This is a genomic window from Kingella sp. (in: b-proteobacteria) (genome assembly GCF_030527935.1).
Taxonomy (GTDB): Bacteria; Pseudomonadota; Gammaproteobacteria; order Burkholderiales; family Neisseriaceae; genus Kingella_B.
Genome location: NZ_JAUMZV010000029.1, coordinates 1 through 15,994, shown reverse-complemented (window position 1 = coordinate 15,994; position 15,994 = coordinate 1). Strand labels below are relative to the sequence as shown.

General features: G+C 53.7%; 14 protein-coding genes and 4 tRNA genes. 7 read left to right on the top strand and 11 right to left on the bottom strand.

Annotated elements, in window-relative coordinates; genetic code table 11:
• Window positions 1–33 precede the first annotated feature (33 nt).
• The 7 genes from Q4A85_RS09595 to Q4A85_RS09565 all read right to left on the bottom strand — a co-directional run bounded on the left by Q4A85_RS09595 (window position 34) and on the right by Q4A85_RS09565 (window position 5,462).
• Complete coding sequence (locus Q4A85_RS09595) at window positions 34–1,020, bottom strand: ribose-phosphate pyrophosphokinase (protein ID WP_303109837.1); 987 nt, start codon at window positions 1,018–1,020, stop codon at window positions 34–36.
• A 214-nt stretch (window positions 1,021–1,234) separates the two neighbouring features.
• Window positions 1,235–1,310 (bottom strand) — tRNA-Gln (locus tag Q4A85_RS09590).
• A 26-nt stretch (window positions 1,311–1,336) separates the two neighbouring features.
• Window positions 1,337–1,412 (bottom strand) — tRNA-Gln (locus Q4A85_RS09585).
• Between the two features lie 96 nt (window positions 1,413–1,508).
• Complete coding sequence (gene ispE, locus Q4A85_RS09580; protein WP_303109811.1) at window positions 1,509–2,381, bottom strand: 4-(cytidine 5'-diphospho)-2-C-methyl-D-erythritol kinase; 873 nt, start codon at window positions 2,379–2,381, stop codon at window positions 1,509–1,511.
• Window positions 2,330–2,464 (bottom strand): hypothetical protein, encoded by a 135-nt coding sequence (locus tag Q4A85_RS09575; RefSeq protein WP_303109810.1) that lies wholly within the window; start codon window positions 2,462–2,464, stop codon window positions 2,330–2,332. The genes ispE and Q4A85_RS09575 overlap by 52 nt, the downstream gene beginning before the upstream one ends.
• Before the next feature lie 138 nt (window positions 2,465–2,602).
• Entirely contained in the window at window positions 2,603–3,181 is a 579-nt protein-coding gene (locus tag Q4A85_RS09570; RefSeq protein ID WP_303109808.1) for an outer membrane lipoprotein LolB, read from the bottom strand.
• Window positions 3,182–3,356: 175 nt separating this feature from the next.
• Entirely contained in the window at window positions 3,357–5,462 is a 2,106-nt protein-coding gene (locus Q4A85_RS09565) for a tetratricopeptide repeat protein (protein ID WP_303109806.1), read from the bottom strand.
• Here Q4A85_RS09565 and pncB point away from each other — a divergent pair.
• Window positions 5,458–6,657 (top strand): nicotinate phosphoribosyltransferase, encoded by a 1,200-nt coding sequence (gene pncB / locus Q4A85_RS09560; RefSeq protein WP_303109835.1) that lies wholly within the window; start codon window positions 5,458–5,460, stop codon window positions 6,655–6,657. The genes Q4A85_RS09565 and pncB overlap by 5 nt on opposite strands.
• 133 nt (window positions 6,658–6,790) lie before the next feature.
• Here pncB and Q4A85_RS09555 read toward each other — a convergent pair whose 3' ends face one another.
• Complete coding sequence (locus tag Q4A85_RS09555; protein WP_303109804.1) at window positions 6,791–8,128, bottom strand: anaerobic C4-dicarboxylate transporter family protein; 1,338 nt, start codon at window positions 8,126–8,128, stop codon at window positions 6,791–6,793.
• Between the two features lie 364 nt (window positions 8,129–8,492).
• Here Q4A85_RS09555 and trxA point away from each other — a divergent pair, with 364 nt between their 5' ends.
• Window positions 8,493–8,822, top strand: coding sequence for a thioredoxin TrxA (trxA, locus tag Q4A85_RS09550; RefSeq protein ID WP_303109802.1), 330 nt, complete (start codon window positions 8,493–8,495; stop codon window positions 8,820–8,822).
• Window positions 8,823–9,012: 190 nt separating this feature from the next.
• Here the strand turns inward: trxA and Q4A85_RS09545 are convergent.
• Window positions 9,013–9,089: transfer RNA gene (locus Q4A85_RS09545), tRNA-Asp, on the bottom strand.
• 34 nt (window positions 9,090–9,123) lie between these two features.
• Window positions 9,124–9,199: transfer RNA gene (locus Q4A85_RS09540), tRNA-Val, on the bottom strand.
• 236 nt (window positions 9,200–9,435) lie between these two features.
• On the opposite strand from Q4A85_RS09540, the gene ppc reads away from it, so the two are divergent.
• Together ppc and Q4A85_RS09530 are read left to right on the top strand one after the other, a co-directional pair.
• Window positions 9,436–12,138 (top strand): phosphoenolpyruvate carboxylase, encoded by a 2,703-nt coding sequence (gene ppc, locus Q4A85_RS09535; protein WP_303109799.1) that lies wholly within the window; start codon window positions 9,436–9,438, stop codon window positions 12,136–12,138.
• Window positions 12,139–12,148: 10 nt separating this feature from the next.
• The gene (locus tag Q4A85_RS09530) at window positions 12,149–12,352 is read left to right on the top strand and encodes a hypothetical protein (RefSeq protein ID WP_303109797.1); all 204 of its coding nucleotides are present in this window, start codon (window positions 12,149–12,151) and stop codon (window positions 12,350–12,352) included.
• A 14-nt stretch (window positions 12,353–12,366) separates the two neighbouring features.
• On the opposite strand, the gene Q4A85_RS09525 is transcribed toward Q4A85_RS09530, so the two are convergent.
• Window positions 12,367–12,498 (bottom strand): hypothetical protein, encoded by a 132-nt coding sequence (locus Q4A85_RS09525; protein WP_303109796.1) that lies wholly within the window; start codon window positions 12,496–12,498, stop codon window positions 12,367–12,369.
• Window positions 12,499–12,510: 12 nt separating this feature from the next.
• On the opposite strand from Q4A85_RS09525, the gene Q4A85_RS09520 reads away from it, so the two are divergent.
• The 3 genes from Q4A85_RS09520 (at window position 12,511) to Q4A85_RS09510 (ending at window position 15,913) form a co-directional block, all read left to right on the top strand.
• Entirely contained in the window at window positions 12,511–13,881 is a 1,371-nt protein-coding gene (locus Q4A85_RS09520) for an FAD-binding oxidoreductase (protein ID WP_303109794.1), read from the top strand.
• Between the two features lie 389 nt (window positions 13,882–14,270).
• Complete coding sequence (locus Q4A85_RS09515) at window positions 14,271–14,954, top strand: response regulator transcription factor (RefSeq protein ID WP_303109792.1); 684 nt, start codon at window positions 14,271–14,273, stop codon at window positions 14,952–14,954.
• A gap of 68 nt (window positions 14,955–15,022) precedes the next feature.
• The gene (locus Q4A85_RS09510) at window positions 15,023–15,913 is read left to right on the top strand and encodes a tyrosine-type recombinase/integrase (RefSeq protein ID WP_303109790.1); all 891 of its coding nucleotides are present in this window, start codon (window positions 15,023–15,025) and stop codon (window positions 15,911–15,913) included.
• Window positions 15,914–15,994 lie beyond the last annotated feature (81 nt).

The window sequence follows — 15,994 nt, the reverse complement described above, 5'->3', positions numbered from 1 at the left end:
TTAAGGCTTTCAGGCTGCCCTAACTGGGGTTATTCAACTGGGCAAAAACAACGACCCCGGTTGAACTAATTCTTCATTAAACAGATACGAAACCGATTCTTCATTGCTGATGCGGCGGATGGTTTCTGCCAACAAGCCCGCGATGCTCACTTGGCGGATGCGGCTGCTGGTGCGTGCGGCATCGGCAAGCGGAATGGAATCGGTTACGACCACTTGGTCAATGTCGGATGAATCCAAACGCTCAATCGCCGCGCCCGAGAAGACGGGGTGGGTGGCGTAGGCTAACACACGCTCTGCGCCGCGCTCTTTTAGCGCGGATGCGGCTTTGCACAAGGTGTTTGCCGTATCAATCATGTCGTCCACCATCAAGCAGGTTTTGCCTGACACATCGCCGATGATGTTCATCACTTCGGCGATATTGGCTTTGGGACGGCGTTTGTCAATAATCGCCAAATCGCAGTTCAGGATTTTGGCGACGGCGCGGGCGCGAACCACACCGCCAATATCGGGGCTGACCACAATCAGATTTTCAAAATGCTGTCTGGATGCGTCATGCGTCAAAATAGGAGTGGCGTAGATGTTGTCCACAGGAATATCAAAGAAGCCTTGAATTTGGTCTGCGTGCAAATCAACGGTTAGAACGCGGTCTATGCCTGCGGTGGCAAGCATATTGGCAACCAATTTGGCGGAAATGGGCACACGCGCGCTGCGGGGGCGGCGGTCTTGACGGGCGTAGCCAAAATAGGGGATGGCTGCGGTAATCCGTGCGGCGGAAGCGCGTTTGAGCGCGTCTGCCATGGTGAGAATTTCCATTAGGTTGTCGTTGGTGGGGGCGCAAGTGGGCTGCAAGATAAATACGTCTCGCCCGCGCACGTTTTCCAGCAACTCAACAGCGCTTTCGCCGTCTGAAAATTTGGTTACGGATGCGTTGCCTAGGGGTGTATCCAAGTGTTTGGCGACGCGATGCGCTAGCTCGGGGTTCGCGTTGCCTGTGAATACCATTAAACTGTCAAAAGCCATTTCTTCACCTGCGGTTTGGGTTGGATTAGGAAACATGGTGCTTCCTTTTTACAGTTGGGATTACTTGCTCGGATGAGCGCGGGTATTATACGCGAATCGGGTTAGGCTTTGTTAGTTTTGTTAATTTTCCGTAAACGTTGGATGGGGCAAATTGGGTTTTCAGACTGCCTGAAAATGGGTTAAGCGCATATAGTTGCCTATACGCGCTTAATTTTGGCTGGGGAGGAAGGATTCGAACCTTCGCATGCTGGAATCAAAATCCAGTGTCTTAACCGCTTGACGACTCCCCATTTATTTTTAACAAAAGGAGATTGGTTGGCTGGGGAGGAAGGATTCGAACCTTCGCATGCTGGAATCAAAATCCAGTGTCTTAACCGCTTGACGACTCCCCAACGGTTTCATTCTGTTGAAAAAATGAAAGCGCGGATTATGGTGTGTTGGTGTAGGTTTGTCAAGATGGCGGGGGTGGGTTGTGGGTAGTGGCTTGTTTATTTTTGGAAATATGTTTTTAGTGGGTGGATGGGCAGAGGGCTGACTGCCCAGCTTTCTAGGCTGGTGGGGAGCTGGCTTTGGATGTGTTGGGCGGCGGCTAGGGTGTCGGTGGGCAGGAATAGGCACGCGCCTGAGCCTGTGAGCTGGGGGGTGCCGTAGGCTTGCAGTTGGCGGTAGGCGGTGGCAACGGCGGGGTAGTTTTGCAGGACGATGTTTTGCATGTCGTTGCGCAGGGGTTGCAGGGCGGCGTAGCTGGGGTTGGGGGTGCTGGGGCTGTTGCGGGGGAGCTTGGGGTGTTGGAAGATTTGGGCGGTGGGGATGTGGGCGTTGGGGCGGACGAGAACGTAGTGTTGCGGTGGGATGGCGATGGGTTGCAGTTGTTCGCCGATGCCGCGTGCGAAGGCGGTTTGCCCGTAGATGAAAAAGGGGACATCTGCGCCGAGCGGAGTGGCGATTTGGATGAGTTGTTCTGGGCTGAAATGGCGTTGCCATAGGTGGTTGAGCACGAGCAGGACGGTGGCGGCGTTGGAGCTGCCGCCGCCGAGCCCGCCGCCCATGGGAATGGTTTTGTGTAGCCAGATGTCTGCGCCAAGTGGGGTTTTGTTGGCTTTCAGGCTGCCTTGGGCGGCTTGGCGCAGGGCTTGGGCGGCGCGGATGGTCAGGTCTTGGGCGGGGGGGACGTTGGGGGTGGGGGTGTGGAGAATGAGTTGGTTGTCGTGGCGGGGGGCGATGGCAAGGGTGTCGGCAAGGTTAATCAGGGTGAAGATGCTTTCTATGTCGTGGTAGCCGTCTGGGCGTTGGCGGATGATGCGTAGGTCTAGGTTGAGTTTGGCGGGGGCGGGGTAGTGGGGGAGATGGGGGGGGGGCATGGTGGGCTTTCTGGGTGGGAATAGGCAGCCTGAAATCTTTGCGAAATCTCAAAGGCAGCCTGAAAAATAAGAAATGCCGTCATTCCCGCGTAGGCGGTAATCTTGTTTGGTATTTAAAAATTGTTGTAAAAACAATTTGTTGCTTAGCAATACCTAAGATTCCCGCCTGCGCGGGAATGACGGCGTTTGTGGGTTTTCAGGCTGTCTATGGGTTGGATGAGCTAAATTTGGCGGGCGGTGCAGTAGGCGGGGGTGTCGCTGGTGGGGGTGATTTCGCTGATGACCATGCGGATGGTGAGTTGGTTGTTTTTGAGTTGCAGAATGTGGGGTGTGCCGTCTGCGTGGGTGGTGCGGCTGATGTTCCAGCCCAGTTGGGTTAGGCTGCCGTCGGCTTCGGTGCTGTGTGGTTGGTTGGGCAGGTATGCGCCGTTTGCCCATGTGTGCAGGTATTGGATGGGGATTTGGTAGCCGAGCAGTTGTTGGCTGAGTTGCTCGGGGGTGGCGGCTTGGTAGGTTTTGCCGTTGGCATCGGTGGCAATCACGCCTTTGGGGTCTTGGCAGAGTTGCCCGATGGTGTTGCCCAGCGGGGTGTTGATGTTGATGGTTTCTACGGCGGGGGTGCGTGTCCAGTCAAAGTTGCCGTAGCTGCCTTTGTCGTTTTGTTTGACGCTGAGCCGCCCTGTGGCGGTAAAGTTTTGGTTTTGCTTGGGCATCTGCCATGCGCTTGGGCTGGTGTGGGTTTGGCAGGCGGTTAGGATTAGGGCAAGGGTTAGGGGAATAAGGGTTTTGATTTTGTTCATGGTGGGGATTTTTTTGGGGGGGAGTAGGCAGCCTGAAAAGGGGTTTAGCTAGGCTATTTATGTTTTCAGGCTGCCTTTGGGGTTTGAATTTTGTTGAAGTGTGTTTCAGGCTGCCTTTAAGCGTTGCATCGCATGGGTTTACCCGTTTATCTCAACCCAATAGGCAGCCTGAAATTTATTTCTCAAAGCTAACATTAAATTCTTTCAGAATTTTTTGCAGCGAGGGATTGCTGGCTTCTTTTTGCCAACTGGCTTGCCAGATTTTTTTGGCTTGGTGTTGTTTGCCTAACTGCCAAAGTGCTGCGCCAAGGTGTGAGCCCACTTCGGCATCTTGGTCTTTGTCATAGGCTTGGGCAAGGATGGTTTGGGCTTTTTGGTATTCGCCGTTTTGGTAGTATGCCCAGCCCATGCTGTCGGCGATTTGGGGGTTGTTGGGTTCTTTTTTGTAGGCGGTGGCAATCAGGGTTAGGGCTTCGGGCAGGTGTTCTTTGCCCAAGCCTAGCAGATTGTAGCCAAGGGCGTTTTGCCCTTGCGCGCTGTCGGGGTTGTGGATGAGATAGGTGCGGAAGTCGGCAACGGCTTTTTCAGGCTGCCCCAGCTTGTCGGCATACAGCAAGCCGCGTTGGTAGATAAGCGATGAGCGGTCGCTGGCGTAGGTGGGGCTGGATTTTTGCTTGTCTATTTGCGCGATTTGTTGGTTGATTTCGGCAAGGGCTTGCTCGGGCGGGCGCGATTGGGTCAGGGTGTAGGCGTATAGGCTGACGATTTCTTGGTGGTTGAAAATGGGGTTTTTGCTGGTGGTTTGGCTGTCTAGGGCGGCTTTGGCGTGTTGATAGGCAACGGGCCAATTTTTTTGTTCGCTGGCTAGGCTGGCGAGCAGGGCTTCGCGGTCGGTGATGTAGTCGCTTTGGTCTAGCTTTTGCGCCCATTGCTCGGCTTGGGCGTAGTTTTTATGGCTGGCGTGCAGCAGGGCAAGCGATAGTGCGGCAAAGGCTTTTTGCTCGGATGTGCCGATTTGATAGGCTTTGGTGAAGTTTCGCGCGATGTCGTCTGTTTTTTTGGGATTGCGTTTGTTCGCTAGTTTGGCAGCCTGAAAATAAAATTCGGCTTTGGGGTCGTTTTCAATCAGCTTGTCTAGCTTGTGCTGGGCTTTGCGGTAGTCGCCGTTGTGGATAAGGCTTTCAATTTCAAGCTGTTGCCATACGGGCGATAGGTTGTTTAGGTCGGTTTTTTCAAAGAATTTGGTCAGCACTTTGGGGTGGTTTTGCACAATCACTTGCAAAGTAAGCTGGGTGGGCGGCGAGATTTCGGCATCGTGCTGGGCAAGGCGTTGCAAGGCGTTGATGACGATGTTTTCATCGCCGCTGTTAAAGAAAATATCGGCAACGGCGGCTTCGGGCAGGTCGGGATATTGCTGGGCGGCTTCGTGGACAACGGTTTTGCCTTGCACCAGCAGGTCGTTTTTGGATAGGGCGGCTTGGGCAAGCAGCAGAAAGGCGCGGCTGCGTTGCGCTTCATCGGCGCTGGCTAGGGTTTCTTTGAGCGTGCCCACAATGGTGGCGGTGTCGCCCAGCGCAAGGGCGCGCACCCATGCAAGGCGTTTTTGCGCCGCGCTGGGGTTGGGTTCAATTTTGCGCCATTCTTGATAAATGGCTTCGGCGATGGGGTAGTTGTGCGTTTCTATGGCGATGTCCATTGCGCGTTCGGCAACATCGGAGCTTTTGGTTTGATTGAGCGTGTAGATATACAAGCCGATGGCGGATTTCACATCGCCTTTGGTGAGTGCCATTTCGGCGGAAGACAGGGCAAACAAGTCTTGGCTGCGCTTGCTGATTTGCATCAGGCGTTGGTCTGCTTGGGCGCGTTCTTCTTTGCTGAGTTTGTATTTTTGCGCAGGGCGATAGATGCGGCTGCTGGATGTGGGCGCGGCGTGTAGGTTGCCTGCGAAAGCCCAGGCTAGGGCAAGCGCGATAAGGGTTTGAGTGGTGCGTTGCATGGTTGTTCTCTTGATTGCTGGCGGGAATAGCGAGCAGCTATCCCAATAATGCCGTGGTTGAATGGATTTGAAAGGGCGTAACTTTATCATTGTTTGCAAGGCAGGGGAAAGGGTGGGCGGTTTGGCTTGGCTCACATTCTCCGCACACGGTTTCAGGCTGCCTATGGTGCGTATTAAGGCAGCCTGAAAAGCAGCCTGAAAAACAAAACGGCGCAACAAATCCCAGCCATCGCCAGCATAATCCATTACAATCCCCGCTTTCTCCCAAATAAGAGGCGTTATCATGCCCATTATTCAATCCCTGCTGGACACCGATTTATACAAATTCACCATGCTGCAAGTGGTGCTACACCGCTTCCCCCAAGCGCATGGCGTGTATGAATTTCGCTGTCGCAACGCCCAAACCGTTTATCCGCTTGCCGACATCATCCCCGAGCTGGAACAAGAGCTCAACGCGCTGTGTGAACTGCGCCTGAGCCAAGGCGAGCTGGTCTATTTGCGCGGCTTGCGCTTTATCAAATCCGATTTTGTGGATTATTTGGAATTATTCCAACTCAAACGCCGCTTTGTGCAAATTTGGGGCGACGAACAAGGGCGGCTCAACATCCGCATTGAAGGCCCCGTTATCCAAGCCATGTTTTTTGAGATTTACATTTTGGCGATTGTGAACGAGCTGTATTTCCGCCGCCTAGAAACGCCCGCCGTGCTGGAAGAAGGCGAACGCCGTTTGCAAGACAAAGTCAAATTGCTCAAAAAATACAACATATTGCAGCATCCTGATGCGCCGCCGTTTTTGGTGTTTGATTTTGGCACGCGCCGCCGCTACAACCTTGCATGGCAACGTTATGTGCTGAAAACCTTTGTTCAGGCTGCCCCCGAAATCGTGCGCGGCACCAGCAACGTATTTCTTGCCCGCGAACTCGGCATCACACCCATCGGCACGATGGCACACGAATTTTTGCAGGCATTTCAATCTCTTGATGTGCGGCTGCGCGATTTTCAAAAAGCCGCGCTGGATGCTTGGGTGCACGAATATCGCGGCGACTTGGGCATCGCGCTCACCGATGTGGTGGGCATGGATGCCTTTTTGCGCGATTTTGACCTTTACTTCGCCAAACTGTTTGACGGCTTGCGCCACGACAGCGGCGACCCCTACGAATGGGGCGACAAGGCGTATAAACACTACCAAAAGCTGAAAATTGACAGCCGCAGCAAAATGCTCACATTCAGCGATGGGCTGGATTTGGAACGCGCATGGGACTTGCATCAATATTTCAAAGGACGCTTTAAAACCAGCTTCGGCATCGGCACCAACCTAACCAACGACATGGGACACGAGCCGCTGAACATCGTGTTGAAGCTGGTGGAATGCAATGGGCAATCCGTTGCCAAACTGTCCGATAGCCCTGGGAAAACGCTCACGCAAAACAACACCTTCCTTGCCTATTTGCGCCAAGTGTTTGATGTGAAAGACGAGTAAGGCAGCCTGAAACGCTGTTTATTCGTTTCAGGCTGCCTTATGCTGCTGGAACAAACCTATATCATCATCCCAAAATAATTTTCAGGCTGCCTAATCATGCAATAGGCAGCCTGAAAACCATCTCATCAACCCATCACAAAAGCATCTTGGCAAGAGCCAGCTCAAACACCAAGCTAAACAAAATGCTCAACAAACCAGGAATCATAAAACTGTGGTTAAAAATAAACTTACCAATCTTGGTTGTGCCCGTGGTATCAAAGTCAATCGCCGCAATAATCGGACCATAGTTGGGCACAAAGAAATAGCCGTTTACCGCCACAAACGTGCCAATGATAATCGGCGCAGGCACGCCCAGCTTAATCGCGATGGGAAACAGCGTCGCCACCGTTGCCCCTTGGCTGTTCACCAACACCGAAAACACAAACAACGCCAAAGCAAACGTCCACGGCGCAGCTTTCACCAAGTCAGACACCGTTGCTTGCAGCATCGGCATATGCGCGTGCATCAACGTGTCGCCCAGCCAAGCAATCCCCAAAATTGCAATTACCGCCCGCATCCCCGCATTGAACACCGTGCCTTTGGTAACCGCATGGTTATCAGGTTTGCAGAACCACAAAATCGCCGCGCCCGCCGACAGCATCACAATCTCAATCGTATGCGCCATGCCCAGCGGCTTCATCGCACCCGAAGCATCCGCAAACGAAGGGCGCAGCGATGGAAGCATCCCCATAATCACCACCAACAGCGAAGCCGACAAGAAAATCCCCAGCGATAATTTCGCATTCTTGCCGATTATCATTTTGTCGTCCGCATCCGTTTCCACCGCTGCAAATTCCGCTGCGTATTCAGGGTCTTGCAAACGGCGTTGGTATTCAGGGTCGTCCTTCAATTCCTTGCCCATCTTGTTCACAATCACACACGCCAAACCAATCCCCAAAATGGTAGAAGGTACAGTAACCATCAACACATCGCCCAAATGAATCCCCTGCGGCTCCAAATACGCCACCGTAGCCACCACCGCCGCCGCAATCGGGCTAGCAACAATCGCAAATTGCGACGCAATCACCGCCATAGATAGCGGACGCTCAGGGCGAATGCCATTGCGGCGGCTCACTTCCGCAATCACAGGCAGCACCGAATACGCCACGTGCCCCGTGCCCGCCATCACCGTAAACAAATAAGTAACCATCGGCGCAATAAACGTGATGTGCTTGGGATTGCGGCGCAAAATGCGCGTTGCCACCTTAATCATATAATCCAAACCGCCCGATGCCTGCATCGCCGCCGCCGCCGACACCACCGCCATAATCATCAGCATCACATCAATCGGCGGGCTAGTCGGCTGCAAGCCAAAACCAAAGGTCAGCACCGCCAACCCCAAGCCACCAAACACGCCCAAGCCAATGCCACCCACTTGCGCCCCCACCAAAATACACAACAAAACAATCGCAAACTGCACCGCGAACAACATAATAAACTCCGATTTGTAAACGAGTGATAACGCATTTTAACACTTATCTATATTATCTATAATTTAGAAAGTGCCGTTCGCAAAGGCAGCCTGAAATCCATTATCCGTTTTCAGGCTGCCCATCATGCAATAGGCAGCCTTGCCCCTTTGTCCAAATCTTTGATTTGGGTATAAGTGAGCATCTAAATCTTTGATTTGGCCATGCGAACTTATGCAAAGCCAAAGGGGTATACCACAGCGCAACGCGCAAGGTTGAAACCCGTAAACACACTATTTCGCAAATATCCAAAAACAATCGCCCTTGAAATCCCATCCGCAAAGCCTTATCTTGTCAGCCTTAACTACCCCCAATAAGGAAAACAAAATGAGCGATAAAATTGTCCATGTAACCGATGACAACTTTGCAGCCGAAGTGTTGCAATCTTCTATCCCCGTGCTGCTGGATTTTTGGGCACCTTGGTGCGGGCCTTGCAAAATGATAGCCCCCATTCTTGACCAACTTGCCGAAGAGTATGACGGCAAAATGAAAATCGCCAAAATGAATGTGGATGAAAACCAAAACATCCCCGCCCAATTTGGCATTCGCGGCATTCCCACCATGATTATCTTTAAAGACGGCAAAAATGTTGCCAACAAAGTGGGCGCACTAGCCAAACCCCAGCTAGAAGCATTTTTAAACGCATCGCTTGCGTAAGATAAGAACCGAAACATAAAAACCGAAACACACACATCAACACAAAAAGGCAGCCTGAAAACAAGAAATACGTTTTCAGGCTGCCTTTTATCCATTGGATTATCCAACGGGCAGAATGGCGCAAAGCATCAGCAAACATCAAAAACCCAGCCACAAAAAAACCGCACCCATTGGGGTACGGTTTAAATTTTGGCGCGGTGGACGGGGCTCGAACCCGCGACCACCGGCGTGACAGGCCGGTACTCTAACCAACTGAGCTACCACCGCGCATGACAACTGCCGTTAAAGCACCTGCCAAAACTGGTGGGTGATGACGGAGTCGAACCGCCGACATTCTGCTTGTAAGGCAGACGCTCTACCAACTGAGCTAATCACCCATTGTTTTCGCCATTTAGCGAAAGCGCGCATTAAACCAAAATCTGCGTGGCGATGCAAGCGGTTTTTGCGCTGCCAAAAATAACGCCATGAATATTAGGCGGATATTATTGCTTGATGGAATGAGCGTTAAACAGCATTTCAGGCTGCTTATTTGTTGATTTTCTTAACTATCCTTAACACCCCCGCCGTTCCGCGCTACAATCGCCCATCTTTTGCATTCAACCGAAAGCCTACCATGCAACTTTCTCTGTTAAACAATCCCAAAGATGTGGAACTCGTTGCCGATGCGGAATTTATGACTGCGTCACTGTATGCCGTGCTGGAAAGCCATGCCGATGAAATTGTGGTCAATGCGCTGAAAATTTTGGCGAAGGCGCAAGACAGCAGCAAGATTATCACCGAGCTGCTGCCCAGTTTGTCGGACGAACAAACGGAAAATTTAATCACGGCGGTGGGCATTTTTGCGCAAATTTTAAACATTGCCGAAGATGTGCACCATGAACGCCGCCGTTTGGTGCATGAGCAAAAGGGCAGCGCGGCGCAGGATGGTAGCATGGCGGAAACGGTGCGCAAGCTGCAAGCGGAGCAGGTGGCGCAGGATGTGGTGCAAGATGTGTTGGACCACACGCTGGTGAGCCCTGTTTTGACCGCGCATCCCACTGAGGTGCAACGGCAGGCGACGTTGATGTCGCACCGCAAGATTCGCGCGCTGCTGCCGCGCCGCGAGCTGTGCAAAAGCGCGGATGCTTTGGCGGAGTTGCAGCGCGAGATGTATATTGTGCTGCTGACGTTGTGGCAAACCAGCGAAACGCGGCATTTTAAATTGAGCGTGCAAAGCGAAATCCAAAATGGGGTAAACATTTTTCCGCGCAGCTTTTTTAGCGCGCTGCCGCGTGTTTACCGCGATATGGAAAAGCATTTTCAGGCTGCCTATCCGCAGATTCGGGTGCCCAATGTGTTGAAAATTGGTGGCTGGATTGGCGGCGATAGGGATGGCAATCCGTTCGTTTCAGCGCAGACCTTGCACGATGCGTTTCGTTATCACGCCAATGCGGCGTTTCATCATTATCGCCGCGAATTGGACGCGCTGTATCAGGAACTGCCGTTGTCTATTCGCCGTGTGAATGTGAACGATGGGGTGTTGGTGTTGTCGGCCAAATCACCCGATACGGAAGTGGCGCGGCAGGAAGAGCCGTATCGCCGTGCGGTGGCTTATGTGATGGCGCGGATGGTGGGCAAGGCGCATGAATTGGGCGCGCCGTTGGGCTGCCGTTTTGGCGTGGGCGAGCCGTATGCCGATGCGGCGGAATTTTTGCGCGATTTGCACACGCTGCAAGATTCGTTGCGCGACAACCGCAGCGAAGCGTTGGCAAACGGGCGCATTGCCGACATCATCCGCACCGTTTCGGTGTGCGGTTTTCATTTGATGCCGTTGGACTTGCGTCAGCACGCGGAAAAACACGCTCATGTGGTCGCCGAGCTGTTTCAGGCTGCCGATTTGGAAGATTATCTGCGGCTGCCTGAAAACGAAAAACAAGCGGTGTTGCTGCGCGAATTGCAACACCAACGCCCGCTGTACACGCCGTTTATTGCATACAGCGAAGAGACGCAGCGCGAGTTGGACATTTTCCACGAAGCGCGAAAAATCAAGGAAGCGTTTGGCGAAGATGCCATCACGCAAAGCATTATTTCCAACTGCGAGCAGCCCAGCGATTTGCTTGTGCTGGCGTTAATCTTAAAAGAAACGGGCTTGCTCGCGCTGCGCGATGGGCAGCCTGAAAGCCGTATCAATATTGTGCCGCTGTTTGAAACAATTGAAGCGCTTGCCAACGCCGTTTCTGTGATGCAAACGCTGTTTAGCAACGATTGGTATCGCGCCTTGATTGCCAGCCGCGACAATATCCAAGAAATCATGCTCGGCTATTCCGATAGCAACAAAGACGGCGGCTACATCAGCAGCACTTGGGGCTTGTATCAAGCCGAGATTGGCTTGGTGCGCCTGTTTCAGCAGCACAACATCCGCATCCGCCTGTTCCACGGGCGCGGTGGCAGCGTGGGGCGCGGCGGTGGCCCGTCTTACCAAGCCATTTTGGCGCAGCCTGCGGGCAGCGTGGGCGGGCAAATCCGCATCACCGAGCAAGGCGAAGTGCTCACCGCCAAATACGGCGATGCCAGCAACGCCAGCCGCAATCTGGAAGCGTTGGTCGCCGCCACACTGGAAGCCACGTTGCTGCCTGCCACGCCCGACCCCGATGTGAAGCTGATGAACGCGCTGTCGGAAAGCTCGTTTGCCCACTATCGCGCGCTGATTACGCGGCAGGGCTTTATTGATTACTTTTTGCAAACCAGCCCGATTGAGCAAATTGCCAGCCTGAACTTGGGCAGCCGCCCCGCCAGCCGCAAAACTTTGGCGCGGATACAAGATTTACGCGCGATTCCGTGGGTGTTCTCGTGGACGCAAAACCGCCTGATGCTGCCCGCGTGGTATGGCTTTGGCAGCGCGGTGGAAGAGCTGTGTGCCAAAGATTCAGGCTGCCTGAACGCCCTGCAACAGCACGCCCAGCAAAACCAATTTTTCCGCGCCATGCTGTCTAACATGGAGCAAGTGATGGCGAAAACCGATTTAATCCTTGCCGAACACTACGCCGCGTTGAGCCAAGATGCCGAACACGGCGCGGCGATTTTCGCCACCATCAAAGCCGAATACCAACGCAGCCTGAAAGCCCTGCTGGACATCCTGCAAACCGAAGCCCTGCTTGCCGACAACCGCCCGCTTGCCCGCAGCCTTGCGCTGCGCATTCCCTATTTGAACGCGCTGGGTGGCTTGCAAGTTGCCCTGCTGCGCAAGCTGCGCCAAGAGCCGCACAACGAGCGCGTGTTGCAAATGGTGCATCAAACGATTAACGGTGTGGCGCAGGGGTTGCGGAATACGGGTTAGGCGGTTGGCGATGAGCCGTTCCATTTTCGTTTTCAGGCTGCCTATGGCAAGTAATCAGGGGCAGCCTGAAAACAAGATGCACAATAAAGACGGTGGATTGTTGTCCAATCGTTTGAGTGATTTTAGTCTTGTAGAAGTCCATAAATTTGTTTTCAGGCTGCCTATGGCAAACAATCTAAAAGTAGGGTATGTGGCTTTGCCACGCACCGTTTAACCCTGCAAACCACCTTAAAGGCAGCCTGAAAACAAGCGCAACGCATCCCAGCGCAGCCCCAAACGCCCACCCGCCGCATTATCCTTGTTCACATGGAAAACAAGATTACATCGCCGCAGCCATCGCCCATCCCGTAAACACCCCAAGGCAGCCTGAAAATGCCCCCCGAAACCCTGCGCCAACACCTAGCCCAATTCCTTTCCCCCGCCGAGTTCCCCGCCGACCCCGCCCCCTTTTTGCTAGACCAGCGCAAACGCTACACCAGCGCAAACAGCCTAGTCGTGCAGCCGATGAGCGTGGACAGCGTGCAAAAAATCGTGCGCTTTTGCGCCGCCCACCGCATCGCCATCACGCCACAAGGCGGCAACACAGGCACAGTGGGCGGCAGCGTGGCGCAAAGCGGCGTGCTGCTCAATTTAAGCAAACTCAACCGCATCCGCCGCGTCAATCTCGCCGACAACACGATAATGGTGGATTCGGGCTGCATCCTGCAAAACGTGCAAACCGCCGCCGCCGCGCATCAACGCTTTTTCCCGCTGTCGCTTGCCAGCGAAGGCAGTTGCCAAATCGGCGGCAACATCGCCACCAACGCAGGCGGCTTAAACGTGCTGCGCTACGGCACGATGCGCGATTTGGTGCTGGGGCTGGAAGTGGTGCTGCCCAATGGCGAGCTGCTCAACCACCTGATGCCGTTGCACAAAAACACCACAGGCTATGAAACGCGCCATCTGTTTATCGGCAGCGAAGGCACACTCGGCATCATCACAGGCGCAACGCTCAAACTCTTTGCCCCGCCGCAAGCCGTGGCAACCGCATGGGTGGGTGTGGACAACATTCAGGCTGCCGTAACCCTGTTGTCGCACATCAAAAACCATTTTGCCGAACGGCTGTGCAGCTTTGAACTCATCAGCGAATTTGCGCTGAGTCTATCTGCCCAATTCAGCCGCATCACCGCGCCGCTTGCCGCACCGTGGCACATCCTTGTGGAGCTTACCGACAGCCTGCCGCGCGACGATTTGGGCGATTTGCTGGCGGAATATTTATTCAACTTGGGCTACGAAAACGCCACGCTCGCGCAATCGCAGCAAGAACGCGCCGATTTATGGACATTACGCGAACACATTTCCGCCGCGCAGCGCAGCCTAGGCGCAAACATCAAACACGACATCGCCATGCCGATTGAGCGCGTGGCAGCGTTCACCGCCGCCTGCGATGCCGAGCTACTCGCCGCCTATCCCGAGATGCAAATCGTGATGTTTGGACATTTGGGCGACGGCAGTTTGCACTACAACACCTTTCTGCCCATCCGCAGCAACGATGTGTATCAATTTGAACACGCCGTAAACACGGTGGTGTATCGCAACGTGTTGGCGCAAGGCGGTACGATTGCAGCGGAACACGGCATAGGCAGCCTGAAAAAACATTGGTTGCCCCACGTTCGCAGCGCAGACGAAATCGCCCTAATGCGCGCGATTAAAGCGCAGCTAGACCCGCAGGGGCTGATGAATGCGGGCAAGGTGTTGGAATAGGCGGAATAGTTTTCAGGCTGCCTATAAGCAAGTAGGGTAGCTTTGCCACGCACCGTTTAACCATGCCCAATATTGCTTGTTTTGCTGTTTCAGGCTGCCTTAACGTTTAGCCAATAGGCAGCCTGCGTAGCGAAGCGGAGTTGCGAAGCTAAAAACCACTTAAACCGAAAACCCATTTGAGCATTCGTCCTATACCCCTTACCCAACAACAGCATTGAGCCGTCGCCCAATTAGACAAAAAGTCGCCGCCCAAGGCAGCCTGAAAACTGTAAAGACGCTTGTATCGTTTGAAAAAAATTGCAAAAACAGTAAACAAACAGCTATGAATGTAAAAACAAAACTGTTAAGATACCGTTGTATTTTCCTAACACTAAACAAAGGATAAAGACATGAGCAGCAAAGTATTATTGGTGGACGACGACGACCTTCTCACCGAACTTTTAACCGAATACCTAACCGCCGAAGGCTTGGATGTAACCCGTATGCCCGATGGCGAAAGCGGCGTGCAAGAAATCTTGGGCAACACCCACTACGACGTGGTGGTGCTGGATTCCATGATGCCAAAGATGAACGGCTTGGATGTGCTCAAAACCGTGCGCGCGCAAAGCAAAATCCCCGTGATTATGCTCACCGCCAAAGGTGACGACATTGACCGCATCATCGGTTTGGAAATGGGCGCAGACGATTATGTGCCCAAGCCTTGCCAGCCGCGCGAATTGCTGGCACGCATCAACGCCATTTTGCGCCGCGCGCAGCAAAACCCCGATGCCAACGCCGCATCCGCCAGCATTGTTGCCAGCGGTGTAACCCTGTTCCCATCCAAGCGACAAGCAATGGTGGGCGACAGTATGCTGGAACTCACCAGCACCGAGTTTAACCTGCTGGAAGTGCTGATGCGCCACGCAGGGCAAGTGGTGAGCAAGGAAAACCTGTCGCAAGAAGCGTTGGACCGCAAGCTGGCGAAATTTGACCGCAGCATTGATGTGCATATTTCCAGCATTCGCCACAAATTAGGCGACGCATCGCTGATTCAAACCGTGCGCGGCTTGGGTTATTTGTTTGTGAAGAATTAACACGCTAGATAAAGGCAGCCTGAAAACGCATTTTCCGCTTTCAGGCTGCTTTTGATTGGATGATGGTTATGCACCCCTTTCTTGCCCAGCTTGAAGCCTATTTAACCGCGCAACGCCAGCGCAACCGCTCGCCGCATACGCTCACCGCGTATGAACGCGAGTTGCGCGAGTTGGGCAATTTGCTGCCCGAAACCGCGCAGCCCACGCGCTCTGATTTTCAGGCTGCCTTTCGCCAGCTTTCGCAGCGCGGTTTGCACGCCAGCAGCCTAGCCCGCGCCTTGTCAGCATGGCGGCAATATGGCGAATATTTGGTGCAACAAGGCAGCCTGAAAACCAACCCCGTGCAAAACATCAAAGCACCAAAAAAGCCGCAACGCCTGCCCCGCGCGATTGAGCGCGACACCATCAACGCCTTGCTAGACCAGCCCGCCGCCGCGGATGACACGCTTGCGCTGCGCGACCAAGCCATCGCCGAGTTATTTTATGGCAGCGGCTTGCGACTGGCGGAGCTGGCGAGTTTGAACCTGAACGATGTGTATTTGGACGCGGGCTGGCTGAATGTGCACGGCAAGGGCAATAAGCAACGGCAAGTGCCGCTGACGCACAACAGTGTTGCGCTGTTGCAACAATGGTTGGCGCAACGCCCCGCGCAGCCACACGAAACCGCGCTGTTCACCACGCAACACGGCACGCGCTTGGGCAGCCGCCAAATCGCCAAGCGGCTGGATAATTGGGCGCAACAGCACGGCAGCCCGCAGCATATTTCGCCGCATATGCTGCGCCACAGCTTTGCGGGGCATTTGCTGCAAGCATCGCGCGACTTGCGGGCGGTGCAGGATTTGCTGGGGCACGCGAGTTTGTCCAGCACGCAGATTTATACCAAGCTGGATTTTGACCATTTGGCGGCGGTGTATGATGAAACGCATCCAAGGGCGCGGCGGGGGAAGAAGCAACGGTAGCAAGCTTTTTTCCCTATATGCCGTAATTTAAGAACCTGTATTCACTATTTCCATAGACATCTTTTATGCCCTAAAAACGTG

What these genes read in the sequence shown, in the direction of transcription:
- Q4A85_RS09555 (WP_303109804.1), bottom strand. Translation starts at nt 8,128, where the DNA reads ATGTTGTTCGCGGTGCAGTTTGCGATTGTTTTGTTGTGTATTTTGGTG.
- ispE (WP_303109811.1), bottom strand. Translation starts at nt 2,381, where the DNA reads ATGCCCCCCCCCCATCTCCCCCACTACCCCGCCCCCGCCAAACTCAAC.
- Q4A85_RS09510 (WP_303109790.1), top strand. Translation starts at nt 15,023, where the DNA reads ATGCACCCCTTTCTTGCCCAGCTTGAAGCCTATTTAACCGCGCAACGC.
- Q4A85_RS09570 (WP_303109808.1), bottom strand. Translation starts at nt 3,181, where the DNA reads ATGAACAAAATCAAAACCCTTATTCCCCTAACCCTTGCCCTAATCCTA.
- Q4A85_RS09595 (WP_303109837.1), bottom strand. Translation starts at nt 1,020, where the DNA reads ATGGCTTTTGACAGTTTAATGGTATTCACAGGCAACGCGAACCCCGAG.
- Q4A85_RS09565 (WP_303109806.1), bottom strand. Translation starts at nt 5,462, where the DNA reads ATGATAACGCCTCTTATTTGGGAGAAAGCGGGGATTGTAATGGATTAT.
- Q4A85_RS09515 (WP_303109792.1), top strand. Translation starts at nt 14,271, where the DNA reads ATGAGCAGCAAAGTATTATTGGTGGACGACGACGACCTTCTCACCGAA.
- Q4A85_RS09520 (WP_303109794.1), top strand. Translation starts at nt 12,511, where the DNA reads ATGCCCCCCGAAACCCTGCGCCAACACCTAGCCCAATTCCTTTCCCCC.
- Q4A85_RS09575 (WP_303109810.1), bottom strand. Translation starts at nt 2,464, where the DNA reads ATGACGGCATTTCTTATTTTTCAGGCTGCCTTTGAGATTTCGCAAAGA.
- trxA (WP_303109802.1), top strand. Translation starts at nt 8,493, where the DNA reads ATGAGCGATAAAATTGTCCATGTAACCGATGACAACTTTGCAGCCGAA.
- Q4A85_RS09530 (WP_303109797.1), top strand. Translation starts at nt 12,149, where the DNA reads ATGAGCCGTTCCATTTTCGTTTTCAGGCTGCCTATGGCAAGTAATCAG.
- ppc (WP_303109799.1), top strand. Translation starts at nt 9,436, where the DNA reads ATGCAACTTTCTCTGTTAAACAATCCCAAAGATGTGGAACTCGTTGCC.